This is a genomic window from Bordetella parapertussis, assembly GCF_020735925.1.
Classification (GTDB): Bacteria; Pseudomonadota; Gammaproteobacteria; order Burkholderiales; family Burkholderiaceae_B; genus Bordetella; species Bordetella pertussis.
This window is the reverse complement of the sequence record NZ_CP085971.1, coordinates 1,643,541-1,656,079: the sequence shown is the minus strand read 5'-3', so window position 1 is coordinate 1,656,079 and position 12,539 is coordinate 1,643,541. Positions and strand designations below refer to the sequence as shown.

The 12,539-nt window shown below is 67.6% G+C and carries 16 protein-coding genes and 1 pseudogene; 8 read left to right on the top strand and 9 right to left on the bottom strand.

The window, feature by feature from the left end; translation table 11 throughout:
* The first annotated feature begins 1 nt into the window (after position 1).
* Positions 2 to 508, top strand: a complete 507-nt coding sequence (gene lspA, locus LK409_RS07930; protein WP_003812559.1) for a signal peptidase II — start codon at positions 2 to 4, stop codon at positions 506 to 508.
* Positions 509 to 612: 104 nt separating this feature from the next.
* Positions 613 to 1,821, top strand: a complete 1,209-nt coding sequence (gene coaBC, locus LK409_RS07925) for a bifunctional phosphopantothenoylcysteine decarboxylase/phosphopantothenate--cysteine ligase CoaBC (RefSeq protein ID WP_010928305.1) — start codon at positions 613 to 615, stop codon at positions 1,819 to 1,821.
* A gap of 1 nt (position 1,822) precedes the next feature.
* On the opposite strand, the gene LK409_RS07920 is transcribed toward coaBC, so the two are convergent.
* The gene (locus LK409_RS07920; protein WP_226376528.1) at positions 1,823 to 2,494 is read right to left on the bottom strand and encodes a hypothetical protein; all 672 of its coding nucleotides are present in this window, start codon (positions 2,492 to 2,494) and stop codon (positions 1,823 to 1,825) included.
* A gap of 18 nt (positions 2,495 to 2,512) precedes the next feature.
* Entirely contained in the window at positions 2,513 to 2,719 is a 207-nt protein-coding gene (locus LK409_RS07915; protein ID WP_226376527.1) for a hypothetical protein, read from the bottom strand.
* Positions 2,720 to 2,922: 203 nt separating this feature from the next.
* Here LK409_RS07915 and LK409_RS07910 point away from each other — a divergent pair, with 203 nt between their 5' ends.
* A complete protein-coding gene (locus LK409_RS07910; protein ID WP_010926397.1) occupies positions 2,923 to 3,396 on the top strand; it encodes an Lrp/AsnC family transcriptional regulator in 474 nt (157 codons plus the stop codon).
* Here LK409_RS07910 and LK409_RS07905 read toward each other — a convergent pair.
* Positions 3,393 to 4,427: a metal-dependent hydrolase gene (locus LK409_RS07905; RefSeq protein ID WP_033448174.1), complete on the bottom strand. Its 1,035-nt coding sequence runs from the start codon at positions 4,425 to 4,427 to the stop codon at positions 3,393 to 3,395. The two genes, LK409_RS07910 and LK409_RS07905, sit on opposite strands and share 4 nt — an antisense overlap.
* A gap of 108 nt (positions 4,428 to 4,535) precedes the next feature.
* Here LK409_RS07905 and LK409_RS07900 point away from each other — a divergent pair.
* From LK409_RS07900 to dut, 3 genes and pseudogenes are all read left to right on the top strand, one after another.
* A pseudogene (locus tag LK409_RS07900) lies at positions 4,536 to 5,167 on the top strand (DedA family protein).
* Positions 5,168 to 5,211: 44 nt separating this feature from the next.
* Positions 5,212 to 5,709 carry a hypothetical protein gene (locus LK409_RS07895; protein WP_010928304.1) on the top strand — a complete coding sequence of 166 codons (498 nt, stop codon included), beginning with the start codon at positions 5,212 to 5,214 and terminating at the stop codon, positions 5,707 to 5,709.
* Positions 5,710 to 5,802: 93 nt separating this feature from the next.
* Positions 5,803 to 6,252 (top strand): dUTP diphosphatase, encoded by a 450-nt coding sequence (gene dut, locus LK409_RS07890; RefSeq protein ID WP_003812576.1) that lies wholly within the window; start codon positions 5,803 to 5,805, stop codon positions 6,250 to 6,252.
* On the opposite strand, the gene LK409_RS07885 is transcribed toward dut, so the two are convergent.
* The 6 genes from LK409_RS07885 to lhpI form a co-directional block, all read right to left on the bottom strand.
* Positions 6,249 to 7,019 carry an amino acid ABC transporter ATP-binding protein gene (locus LK409_RS07885; protein ID WP_003812577.1) on the bottom strand — a complete coding sequence of 257 codons (771 nt, stop codon included), beginning with the start codon at positions 7,017 to 7,019 and terminating at the stop codon, positions 6,249 to 6,251. The genes dut and LK409_RS07885 overlap by 4 nt on opposite strands.
* A complete protein-coding gene (gene ehuD / locus LK409_RS07880) occupies positions 7,016 to 7,687 on the bottom strand; it encodes an ectoine/hydroxyectoine ABC transporter permease subunit EhuD (protein ID WP_003812579.1) in 672 nt (223 codons plus the stop codon). Before ehuD ends, LK409_RS07885 begins: the two co-directional genes overlap by 4 nt.
* On the bottom strand, positions 7,684 to 8,325 hold the full coding sequence (gene ehuC, locus LK409_RS07875) for an ectoine/hydroxyectoine ABC transporter permease subunit EhuC (protein ID WP_010928303.1): 642 nt from the start codon (positions 8,323 to 8,325) through the stop codon (positions 7,684 to 7,686). Before ehuC ends, ehuD begins: the two co-directional genes overlap by 4 nt.
* Positions 8,326 to 8,337: 12 nt before the next feature.
* Positions 8,338 to 9,258 (bottom strand): ectoine/hydroxyectoine ABC transporter substrate-binding protein EhuB, encoded by a 921-nt coding sequence (ehuB, locus tag LK409_RS07870; protein ID WP_010928302.1) that lies wholly within the window; start codon positions 9,256 to 9,258, stop codon positions 8,338 to 8,340.
* Between the two features lie 160 nt (positions 9,259 to 9,418).
* On the bottom strand, positions 9,419 to 10,579 hold the full coding sequence (locus tag LK409_RS07865) for an ABC transporter substrate-binding protein (RefSeq protein WP_003812588.1): 1,161 nt from the start codon (positions 10,577 to 10,579) through the stop codon (positions 9,419 to 9,421).
* Between the two features lie 41 nt (positions 10,580 to 10,620).
* The gene (gene lhpI / locus LK409_RS07860; protein ID WP_003812590.1) at positions 10,621 to 11,571 is read right to left on the bottom strand and encodes a bifunctional Delta(1)-pyrroline-2-carboxylate/Delta(1)-piperideine-2-carboxylate reductase; all 951 of its coding nucleotides are present in this window, start codon (positions 11,569 to 11,571) and stop codon (positions 10,621 to 10,623) included.
* 174 nt (positions 11,572 to 11,745) lie between these two features.
* Between lhpI and LK409_RS07855 the strand changes: the two genes are divergently transcribed.
* Positions 11,746 to 12,171 (top strand): OsmC family protein, encoded by a 426-nt coding sequence (locus LK409_RS07855; protein ID WP_003812593.1) that lies wholly within the window; start codon positions 11,746 to 11,748, stop codon positions 12,169 to 12,171.
* Positions 12,168 to 12,392, top strand: a complete 225-nt coding sequence (locus tag LK409_RS22780) for a hypothetical protein (protein WP_010928301.1) — start codon at positions 12,168 to 12,170, stop codon at positions 12,390 to 12,392. Before LK409_RS07855 ends, LK409_RS22780 begins: the two co-directional genes overlap by 4 nt.
* The last annotated feature ends 147 nt before the right edge of the window (positions 12,393 to 12,539 follow it).

Below are 12,539 nucleotides of genomic sequence, written 5' to 3'. Positions count from 1 at the left end.
CATGACGCAGGCCCGCGCCGCCGCGCCGCGACTGGCCCCCTGGCTGGCCGCGGCCGCTCTCATCATCGTGCTGGACCAGGCGACCAAGCTGTACTTCGACGGCGCCTTCCAGTACGGCGAACGCCTCAACGTACTGCCGTTCTTCGACTTCACCCTGCTGTACAACCGGGGCGCGGCATTCAGCTTTCTCGCTTCCGAGGAAGGCTGGCAACGCTGGTTCTTCACCGCGCTGGGCGTGGGCGCCTCGATCGTCATCGTCTGGCTGCTGCGCCGCACCGCCGGCCAGCCGCGCTTCAGCCTGGCCCTGACGCTGATCATGGGCGGCGCGCTGGGCAATGTGATCGACCGCGTGGCCTATGGCCATGTGGTGGACTTCCTGCTGTTCTACTGGCGCGACTGGCACTATCCCGCATTCAACCTGGCCGACGTGGCCATCACCTGCGGCGCCGTGCTGCTGGTCGTCGACGAGCTGCTGCGGGCGCGCAAGCGGCCGACCGTGCAGGACTGACCGGGGCGTCCGGCCCCGTCGCCGCGGCAAAGCGCATAAAATCGGTCCATCCGCCCTTTCCTCCACCACTTTGACAGGCGGCGCCGCCGCGCCCTTTTCCCGCCATGCTCGATCTCGCCCGCAAACGCATTGTCCTCGGCCTGACCGGCGGCATCGCCTGCTACAAAATCGCCGAACTGGTGCGCCGCATGACCGAACAGGGTGCGGTCGTCGATGTCGTCATGACCGAGGCCGCCACGCACTTCATTACGCCGGTCACCATGCAGGCGCTGTCGGGCCGGCCGGTTTTCGTCGACGCCTGGGATGCCCGCGTCGACAACAACATGGCGCACATCGACCTGACGCGCGGCGCCGACGCCGTGCTGATCGCCCCCGCCAGCGCCGACTTCATGGCCAAGCTGGCGCACGGCCTGGCCGACGACCTGCTCTCGACGCTGTGCCTGGCGCGCGCCTGCCCCTTGCTGGTGGCGCCCGCCATGAACCGTGAAATGTGGGCCAACCCGGCTACCCAGCGCAATGTGGCGCAGTTGCGCGCCGACGGCATTGCCGTGCTGGGCCCGGCCGCCGGCGAACAGGCCTGTGGCGAAACCGGCACCGGCCGCATGCTGGAAGCCCACGAACTGCTCGCCGACCTGATCGCCTCGTTCCAGCCCAAGGTGCTGGCGGGCCGCCACGTGCTGCTGACGGCCGGCCCCACCTCCGAACCCGTCGATCCGGTGCGCGTGCTGAGCAACCGCTCGTCCGGCAAGACCGGCTACGCCCTGGCGCGCGCCGCCCACGAAGCGGGGGCCAGGGTCACCTTGATCACCGGCGCCACCGCGCTGGCCATTCCGCGCGGCGTCACGGCGCTGCACGTGACCACGGCGCGGCAAATGCACGACGCGGTCATGGCCAACGCCAACGACGCCGACATCTTCGTCGCCGTGGCGGCCGTGGCCGACTGGCGCGTCAAGAACGTCAGCGAGCAGAAGCTGAAGAAGACCACCGAAGGCGGCGGCGCGCCGGCGCTGGAATTCGAACCCAACCCGGACATCCTGGCCGAGGTCGCCAAGCTGGCGAGCGGGCCCTGGTGCGTGGGTTTCGCGGCCGAAACCGAAAAGCTGGCCGAGCATGCGGAAGCCAAGCGCCTGCGCAAGGGCATTCCGCTCTTGGTGGGCAACCTGGCGCACAAGGTCATGGATGCCGACACCACCGAGCTGGTGCTGTTCGACGAGCACGGGGTGCACCCCCTGCCCGCCGCGGCCAAGCTGGATGCGGCGCGGCGCCTGATCGCCGAGATCGCTGCGCGCCTGCCCGCCCCGGCCAGGCCCTGAGTCAGCCTGCCGGCGCGCCCAGGGGCCGGCGCGCCGTGCCGCCCCCGCCCAGCATCCGTGCCAGGATGGCCACGACCACCAGCGTCACCAGCAGGCGGCCGACCAGCACGATCCAGCCGTTGGCGCCCAGCGCCATCAAGAGCACCGTATCCTCGATCAGCGAATGCGACAGCGACAGCCAGGCCAGCGCCAGAAAGCGCGGCCGGGCTTCCAGTTGCTGTTTCTCCGCCTCTTCGATGATGAGCGCGCCGCCGTAGGACAGCCCCAGCAGCACGCCCAGTATGGTGACCGACGTGACGCGCGGGTCCAGGCCCGAAACGCGCAGCACCGGTGTGAGCGCCACCGTGATGGCGCGGGTAATGCCGGTGCGTTCCATGACGTCCAGCGCCACCAGCAGCGCCAGGATGATGAGGTAGGTGAACGACAGCGACATGGCGGTGCCGCGCACCCAGGCCCATATGCCGCCGGCCTGCTCGCCGGCCAGCGCGGATGACTGCAGCCATTGCAGCGACACCGGCTCATCGAGCCATCCAGTGGCGTGGCAGAACCACGAGACCGCCGCGCCGTAGCCCAGCGCCGCCCCCACGCGCAGCGCCGCCGTGGCCCAGAAACTGGCGCCGGCGCGCCGCACGATGGCCTGCTCCACCGGCAGGGCATGGGCGAACAGCAGCATGGAACACAGGGCGCTGAACTAGCCGCCGGTCAGCTCCAGCACCGGCGCCAGGCTGATCAGCGCCGCGATGGCGCCGTAGATCCCCACGAACGCGCCCGTCATCCATACCATGCCGGCCTCGGCGGGCAGATTCAGCAAACCCATGGCCGGAGCGAACGCCTGGCCCAGGATATCGATCCAGCCCCACGCCTGCGCTGCCTGGACGGCGACCATGACAGGCAGCATGACCTTGACCAAAGTTAAGAACAGGCGGCCGCTGCGCCGCATGAGACCCGACAGATATGGCACGATGAATGAACAGGGCTGAATGAACGGAAATGACAGCTGACAGCATAGCCCGGATGCGACACAATGAGGCAGCGATTTATTGCCTGCAGGCAGCCGAATCAACGATCATATGGACAACAGCAAAATAAAATTGCATAACCATGCAACTTGATGCCATAGACCACCGTATTCTTGGGATTTTGCAGCGCGACGCCGATATCTCCAACGCCGTGCTCGCCGAGCGCGTCGGGCTGTCGGCCTCGGCGTGCCTGCGGCGCGTGGCCCGGTTGAAGGAAAGCGGCGTCATCCGCCGTATCGTCGCCGTGCTGGACCCGGCCTGCGTCGAGCGCCCGCTTTCGGCCATCGTCACCGTGGAATTCGCCCGCCATGGCTCGGAATACCGCCGCACCTTCATGGAACAGGTCGCGCTCGAGCCCGCCGTCACCCAATGCTATATGGTCACCGGCGAGGTCTCGTGCGTACTGATCGTGCACATGCGCGACATGGACGAATACCTGGCGTTCGCCGACCGTCTGTTCGACCAGGACGACAACGTGCAGGCGTTCTACACCCACATCGTGATGCAGACCGTCAAGGACGAGCCCGTCGTCGCCGTGCCCGCGGCGCCGCGCTAGTTCTCCGCCTGGCGCGCCCACCGGGCCAGGGGCAAGGGCTGGCTGCCGACGATGCGCGCCAGGGTCAGCCGCATCTGCTCCCAGTTGCCGCGATCGCTGGGCCAGCGCCGCGGCGTGACCGCGCGCCAGCGGTCGCCGTCGCGCTCGGCCATCACGAAACGGAACGTGTAGTAGCCGGCGATTCCCATGCGCAGGTCGGTAACGACCAGCGCATCGCCCAGGGCGTCGTAGCGCAGCCAATCGTTGGTGAACCAGCGCAGGCGCTCATGCAGCGGGACGCCGGCCAGCGCCTGGCCGACGTCAGTGTGCAGGGGCAGGCGCGCCATTTCCGGCGGTTGGCGATCGAAGCGGCCGCTGACGGCCTCGTAGTAGGCGCCGTCGCCAGTCTTGGCGATGACCCGCCACAACAGGGTATTGAAGGGCATCGGCGTGGCCAGCACCGCCTCGACCTGTTCGCCGCGCTCGCGCAGCGCCGCCGTCACGCTGGTTTCGGCCTGGAACCTTCCGGTCAGCGCCACCAGCAGATAGGCCGCGCCGAACAGCACGGTGGCCGCCAGCCCCCGGCACGTCGCCGGTGTCATGCCGCGCCATGCGGCCACCAGCACGGCAGCCAGCATGGGCACGGTATAGACCGGATCGATGATGAACACCGCCGACCAGCTTTCGGGCACCAAGGGAAAGGGCCAGAACAATTGCGTGCCGTAGACGGTAAAGGCGTCGAGGACCGGATGCGTGACCAGCACCAGCAACAGCGTTGCGAACAGGCGCCGGCCGCTATAGGGCGCATCGGGCCATCGGCGCCGTATCAGCCAGGCCATGACGGCGGCCAGCGCAGTCAGCACCAGGATGGAATGCGAGAATCCGCGATGGTAGGTCATCAGCGACACGGGGTCGGGATAACGCATCAGCACGTCCAGGTCCGGCAGCGTTCCCAGCAGGCCGCCGTACAACAAGGCCTTGCGCCCCTGGCTGCGCCCCAGCATCGACCCCTGGATGGCCGCTCCCAGCACGACCTGCGTCACTGAATCCATATAATTTCTTCTTTGCTCAATTCCTGAAACATCCACGATCGCGCCGTGCGCGCGCCGCGGCCAGGCGTTAAGATACTAGATTGATTTATCGACGGTTTTGTTTTCCGCATGCAAGCATACATAGACCGGATCGGCGACTTCATCCAGGCCAACCAGGATTGGGCCGGTCCGATCACTTTCCTGCTGACCTTCGGCGAGTCCATGGTCCTGGTGGGGCTGCTCATTCCCGCCACGGCGCTGATGCTGCTGACCGGCGGCCTGATCGGCGCCGGCACGCTGTCGCCCTGGGGCGTGCTGGCCTGGGGCATCGCCGGCGCCATCGCGGGCGACGCTGTGTCGTACGCGCTGGGCCGCTGGCTCGGCCCGGGCGTCATGCGCCGCTGGCCGCTCAATACCCAGCGCAGCGCGGTGGCGCGCGCCCGCCTGTTCTTCTACCGCTATGGCTTCGCCTCGGTACTGATCGGCCGCTTCCTGGGGCCGATCCGCTCCACCATTCCCACGGTGGCGGGCATCATGGGCATGCACCACCTGCGCTTCCAGCTGGCCAACGTGCTGTCGGCCGTCGCCTGGCTGCCGCTGATGCTGGCTCCCGGCTACATTACCGCGCGCGGCCTGGGCGCCATGGACAACGCACCGCATATCGGCCTGGCCGCCGGCATGGGCGCCTCGGTGCTGATCGGCTGCTGGTCGCCGTCATGCGCAAGCGCCGCCAGCCGGCGCGCGCCAACCGCCGCCCATGACGGCCCCGGCCCGACCCTCCTCACCGACCCGGAGATCCCGCAGCATGGCCATAGACGGCGAACCCAAGAACGGCGATTTCGCGCGCTACATCGAAGAGCTCAGCCGCACCGGCGGCGCGCCCGGACAGGTACTGCCGGCGCAACGCGCGCCGGCGGCGGCCCAATCCGGGGTGGCCGGCAAGCTGTCGGAGCTGACCTGGGGCAAGCGTCCCGAGCGCACGGCCCCTGCCCCCCTGCCCGCCAGCGGCGCCGAACAAGCCGCGCCCCCACCCACCCTGGCGGCCAGCGCGTCGGCGCGCCGCATGGCGCTGTTTCTCACCATCGGCGCGCTGATCGCCGGCTGGAACGCCCTGTCCTTCTTCGTGGCCGCGCTCACCAGCGGCCGCCTCGATATCGACACGATGATGCCCGCGCTGTTCCTGGCGATCGCCGCCTGGATGCTGTTCAAGGGCGCTCGCAACCTGCGGGCCGGACGCCGCGGCCAACTGCCCAAGCTGCCTCCCCTGAGCACCCTGCCCAAGGGGCCGAACCACCGCGGCTAGCGTGCGCCAGGCCGCATTTGGTACGCTTGGCGCTTTTCCGTCCCATACCGGCGCCCCGCGGGCGCCGGCTTCACTCCTGTTGCCTGGTTCCGAATGAAATCCGTAGACCTGAAGATCCTCGATGCGCGCATGCGCGAATACCTGCCCGCCTATGCCACCCCGGGCTCGGCGGGGCTGGACCTGCGCGCATGCACCGAAGCAAGCCTGGTGATCGAGCCCGGCCAGACGGTGCTGGTGCCTACCGGGCTGGCGATCCACATCGGCGACCCCCGCTACGCCGCCATGATCCTGCCGCGCTCGGGCCTGGGCCACAAGCACGGCATCGTGCTGGGCAACCTGGTCGGCCTCATCGACTCCGACTACCAGGGCCAGTTGATGGTTTCGACGTGGAACCGCGGCACGCAGCCGTTCACCCTCGACCCCATGGAACGCCTGGCGCAACTGGTGATCGTGCCGGTACAGCAAGTGGCCTTCAACGTCGTGGAAGACTTCGACGCATCCGAGCGCGGCGCGGGCGGCTTCGGCAGCACCGGCCGCGCCTAGGCGGCCTCGATCACCGATTGCAGGAACTGCTGCGTGCGCGGCTCGCGCGGCGCGGCGAACAACTGGGCCGACTCGGCGTCCTCGACGATATTGCCTTCGTCGAAGAACAGGGTACGGTCCGAACTGCGCTCGGCGAATTTCATCTGGTGGGTGACGATGATCATCGTCATGGTGCGCCGGGCCGCCAGGTCGCGCAGAATCTGCAGGATACCGCCCACCAGTTCCGGATCGAGCGCCGACGTCACCTCGTCGAACAGCATGACCTCCGGGCACATGGCCAGCGCCCGCGCAATACCGACGCGCTGCTTCTGGCCGCCCGACAGTTGCGCCGGATAGGCGTCCAGCTTGTCGCCCAGGCCCACCATGTCCAGGTACTCGCGGCCGCGCGCCACCGCCTCGTCGCGCGACAGGCCCAGCACGTACAGCGGCGCTTCGATCACATTGCCCAGCGCGGTCTTGTGCGGAAACAGGTTGAAGTGCTGGAACACCATGCCGATCTTGCCGCGCACCCGGCGCACATGGGCCGAGTTGGGCCCCATTTCGCGCCCTTGCGCGTCATGCCACATGGATTCGCCATCGATCTCGATCGCGCCGCTGGTCGGCCGGTCCAGGGTCATCAGCAGGCGCAGCAAGGTCGATTTGCCGGAGCCGGACGGCCCGATCACCGAGACGGTCTGGCCGGCCGGAATTTCCAGGTCTATGCCCCGCAGCACGTCCAGGTCGCCGTACCGCTTGCACAGTTTCGCCAAACGGATGCTTGCGCTCATCTCTTGCCTCCATACAGTTTCAGACGCGCCTCCAGGCGCCGCACCCCCCAGGCCGCGACCAGGCTCAGCAACAGGAACAGCACGCCCACCAGCGTCAACGGTTCGGTATACCGGAACGTGGTCGACCCGATGATCTTGCTCTGCTGCAGCAGTTCGACCACCGTAATGGCCGACAGCAGCGGCGTGTCCTTGAACATGGCCACCAGGTAGTTGCCCAGCGCCGGCACCACGGGCGGAATGGCCTGCGGCAGCACCACGCCCACCGCGGTGCGCCAGCGCGACAGGTTCAATGCGGTGGCGGCCTCGTGCTGGCCGCGCGGCACCGCTTCGATGCCCGCCCGGTAGACTTCGGCGCAATAGGCCGCATAGTGCAGGCCCAACGCCAGGATGCCGGTGGTCAGCGGCGACATCTGCCAACCGGTGACCGGCAGCACGTAGAACAGGAAATACATCTGCACCAGCAGCGGCGTGCTGCGCACGAACTCGATCACCAGCGCCGTCAGGGCCGACACCGGCCAGAACGGCGAGCGGCGCAGCAGCGCCAGGGCCAGGCCGAGCGTCACGGCCACCAGCATGCCCAGCAGGGTCGCCTGCACGGTGATGACCAGCGCCGAGCCGAGCATCGGCAGGATTTCGAGCGCGAACCCCCAATCGAAAATCGGACTCATCGGACCTTGAACCTCCGCTCAAGCATCCGGATCCCGCCTGTGATCACCAGCGCCACCGCGAAATACAGCAGCAGCACCAGGGTGAAGATTTCGGTGGTGCGCAAGGTCTCGCTGCGCAGCAACTGCCCCCTGAACGTCAGATCGGTAATCGTGATGAGCGACACCAGCGCCGTGTTCTTGAGCAGTTCGATCAGCAGGTTGCCGGTGGGCGGCAGCATGGCCGGCACCGCTTGCGGCAGGATGATGCGCCATATCGTCCGCGCGCGCGTCAGGTTCAGCGCCACCGCCGCCTCGCGCTGCCCGGCCGGCACGGCCAGGATGGCGCCGCGCACCACTTCGGCGCCATAGGCCCCGGCATTGGCGCCCAGCACCACGATTCCCACCAGCAAGGCCGGCAGCTTCATGCCGAACATCGGCAGCACGAAATAGAACCAGAACAGCCGCACCAGCGCCGACGTACCGCGAAACACCTCCACATAGACCGCCGCCGGCGCCCGCAGCCACGGACTTGCGGACAGCCGCGCCAGCCCGGCGGCCAGCGCCAGCGGAATCGCCAGCGCTGCCGCCCCGGCGGCAATCCGCAAGGTGACCGCCAGACCGTCCAGCAAGGGCGGCAGCAGGGACCAGGTGTTGTCCATCGCCGTCCCCGCTTACTGGGCGGCGCACAACTTGGCTGCGGTCACATCGCCCGGCAACTCGCCGGCGGTAAAGCCGAATGGCTCGACCAGCTTGCGGTGCTCGTCGCTGCCCACGAATTTCTTCAGTTCGGCGTTGAACGCGTCGGCGAACGCCTGGTCATCCTTGCGGAAGGCGAAGGCGCCATAGCCGCGCACGCTCTTGCCATCGACCGTGGGATCGGTGAAAGGGTCGGCCTTTTCCAGCTTGTCGCCGGCGCTGGTCTTGTGCATCAGATCGTTGACGGTCAGCGCGGTCGCCGCATAGGCGTCGGCGCGTCCGGCCTCGATACCCGAGAGCGCGCTGACCGCGCCCGGAAACACCACCACCTGCCCGGCCGGAATCTCCTGCTTGGTCGCGTATTCCGCCTCGATGGCCCCGACGACCACGCCCAGCTTGGCCTCGCCGTTCTTCGCCACGTCGGCGTAGCTATGCAGATTCTTGGGGTTGCCCTTCTGCACCAGGAAAGCCTGCCCCACGCCATAGGTCGGGTCGGAGAACGCAACCTGCTGGCAGCGTTCGGGCGTCACATACATGCCAGCGGCAATGATGTCGAACCGCTTGGCCTGCAGGCCCGGGATCAGCGACCCGAACTCGGTCAGGACGCCCTCGACCTCGTCGATACCCATGCGCTTGAGCACCACCCGGGCGATCTCGACCGACTCGCCGGTAACGCGCGCCTCTTTGCTGTCCATATAGGCATAAGGCGCCTCGTTGGCGTAGCCGATGCGGATCTTGCCCGCCGCCTTGGCGGCGTCCAGCGTGCTGGCGCTTTGCGCGGCCGGCTGCTGCGCGGCGCCGGGATCGCTCGAGTCCGAATCCGAACACGCGGCCAGCAGGCCCGCTCCCACCATCAGAAGTCCCCATTTCACGAAATTGAAACGACGCATGAGCATGGTTTTTCCTCCTGAATAGTTCGGTATTGAAATAGATATGTCCCGAATAGTACGCTATAAAATCATTTGATCACGAATCATTTGACGACAAAAAAGGCAGGCCCTGGGCCTGCCCGCATTGCCGCGCCCAGGGAAACCGGCGCGTCACATTCTGAAACGCCTACGGCTGGCCAGCGTACGAAAAACGCCCGTTGCGCACCACGCCCATGACGCGCGCGCGCTCGTCGAAACCCTGGTGATTCTCGGCGCTGATATTGAGCACGCCATTGGGCACGGTAAGGTCGCGCGTATTCTCCAGCGCATCGCGCAAGGCGGCACGGAACTCGGGCGTGCCGGGCTTGGCGCCGGTCTTGAGCGCGCGCGCCACCGCCGAATCGAGCAGGATCCAGGCGCCATAGGCGTCGCCGGCAAACTGGGTCAAGGTATTGGCGCCGTATTGGGCCTCATACTTGTCGGCGAATTCCACGGCCACTTTCTTGACCGGGTTGCTGTCGGGCAGCTCGCGCGCGACCACGCCCGGGCCGGTGGGAAAGAGGGTTCCTTCCACGTCGCGCCCGCCGACTTGCAGGAACTCCAGCGTGCCGATGCCATGGGTCTGATACACCTTGCCGGCGTAGCCGCGTTCGAGCAGGGTCTTCTGCGGCAACGCCGAAGGCGTTCCGGCCCCGGCGATCAGCACCGCATCCGGCTTGGCCGCGATCACCTTGAGCACCTGGCCCACCACCGAGGCGTCGGTACGCTGGAAGCGCTCTTGCGCCACGATCTTGAGGTCGTCGCCGGCCGCCTGCGAGAACTCCTTCCACCAGCTGTCGCCATACGAATCGGCAAAGCCGATGAAGGCCACGGTCTTCACGCCCTTCTTTTTCATGTCCTGCACCAACACGGACGCCATCAGGGAGTCGTTCTGCGGCATCTTGAACGCCCAGGCGCGCTTGGGGTCGGACATGGGCTCGACGATCACCGCCGACGCCGCCAGGGCGATCATCGGCGTCCTGGTCTCGGCCAGCACATCCAGGCCCGCCAGCGCGGCCGCGGTCGTGTTCGGACCGACGATGGCGTCGACCTTGTCCTCGGAGGTCAGCTTGCGCATGTTCTTCACCGCGCGGCTGACGTCGGTGCCGTCGTCCAGCACTACGTAGCGGGCCGGCTCGCCGCCCAGCGTAGCCGGCCACAGGCGGATCGCGTTGTTGGTCTGGATGCCTATCGCCGCCGCCGGCCCGGTCGTGGAGACGTCAACGCCGATGACGACTTCGGCTTGCGCGGCAAACGCGGGGACCAGGGCCGTGGCCAGGACGGCCAGGCGAGCGAGCAGAGTGGACATGGTTCGAAAGCCCGTGGAAAGTAGAAAGAGAAAAATCGCCCTTATTGTGCCTGAACATCGCCCTGCCGCGCCTCGTATACCAGGGCGGCCAGCGTCAGGTCTTCCAGCGCGCTGCCCACCGCCTTGAACACGGTGATCTCGGCCGCATCGCGCCTGCCCGCCGCACGGCCCGCCACCAGGTCGGCCAGGGTGCCGCGGATCTGCGTGCGCGCCAGCGTGCCGGCCGCGAAGGCTTCGAGCAGGTCGCCGGCCTTGGTGGGCGCCTCATCGGTATCCACATAGACGGAGGTACCGGCGAAACACTGCGGATCGGTTTCCTTCATCTCGGGCGTGAAGCTGCCGATCAGGTCCAGGTGCATGCCCGGCCGCAGCCACTCGCCCCGCACCAGCGGCTCGGTGGACAAGGTGGCGCAGCTGACGATGTCGGCCTGCCCGACCGCCGCCTGCAGGTCGGTGACCGCCTGCGCGTCGAAACCCTGCTCGCGCAATTCGCCGGCCAGGCGTTGCGCGCCGGCCGGCCGCACGTTCCACACCAATACGCGCTCGATCGGGCGCACGGCGCGCATCGCCGGCGCCACCAGTCCGGCGATCCGGCCGGAGCCCAGGATCAGCAGCACCCTGGCGTCGGCGCGGGCCAGGTACGAAGCGCCCAGCGCGGCCGCCCCGGCGGTCCGATAGGCGGTCACGACGTCGCCGTCGACCTGCGCCAGCGGCACCCCGGTACGGGCGCTGTACAGCGTGTAGGTCGCATGCAGGCCGGGCAGCCCCTGGTGGGTGTTGGCGGGAAAGATATTGATGACCTTGACGCCGAAATAGCCGGCGTCGTTCCAGGCCGGCATGATCAGCGTCGTGCCTTGCGCGCCGCCGGACTCGATGGCATGGACGTGGCGCGGCGGCACATGGACGCCGCCGCGAAAGGCGTCGCGCAGGGCATCGATGACCGCCGTGAAGCGCAGCGCGCGGCGGGTGTGTTCAGCGTCGATTTGCAGCATGTGGCCTCCGGAAGAGCCTGCATTATCGCCCTGCCCGGCGCCACGCGCGTACCCATGGACACAGTTTGGCCATGCCTGGAGGGATATCATGAAGCGAACCCGCCCCCGGGTTCCCGCATCGGCGACGCGCCGCCACCCGGCCGCCGCCGCGCCTATTCACCGCAAGGAGTCCCCATGAAGAAAACCGCATCCGCCGTCTGGAAGGGCGACCTCAAGTCCGGGCAAGGCACGATCTCCAGCCAGAGCGGCGCGCTGAAGAACCAACCCTATGGCTTCAATACCCGTTTCGCGGACCAGCCGGGCACCAACCCTGAAGAGCTGCTGGGCGCCGCGCACGCGGGCTGCTTTTCGATGGCGTTGTCCAATATCCTGGGCGAGGCAGGCCTGAAGGCCGACAGCATCGAAACCACGGCCGAAGTCACGCTGGACAAGACCGACGACGGCTTCACCATCACCGCCGTGCACCTGACCGTGAACGCGGTCGTGCCCGGCGCCACGAAGGACAGCTTCGCCGACGCGGCCGCCAAGGCCAAGGCCGGTTGCCCCGTGTCGAAAGTGCTCAATGCCAGGATCAGCATGGACGCCACGCTCAAGGGATGACGACATCGTCCCGCGGCGCCCGCAGGCCGGGCGCCAGCGCGCGTGCCTGGCGCAAGCCGGCGCTACTGGCGCCGATGCGCCGAAATCACCGGATGCTGGCGCCGGCCCTCGTCCATGGCATGCAGGACTTCGCCGATTGCATCGAGAAACCCGGCGGCGCCGGACTTGACTCGCCGCCACCCGCCGCCCCGCATGGGTACCAGGGTGGCGCGCCGGGCTGAAGAGGTGGCCGGCTCACCGTTGCTGCGTGTCGCGTCGCCCATGATTCTCTCCTTGAGAAAAGCGCGCTGAGAAACCGCATGCGATTCATCTTAGTCCTGCCCGTTGTGCAACGCAACGAAAAAAACGGCGCCGCAAGGCGCCGTTTT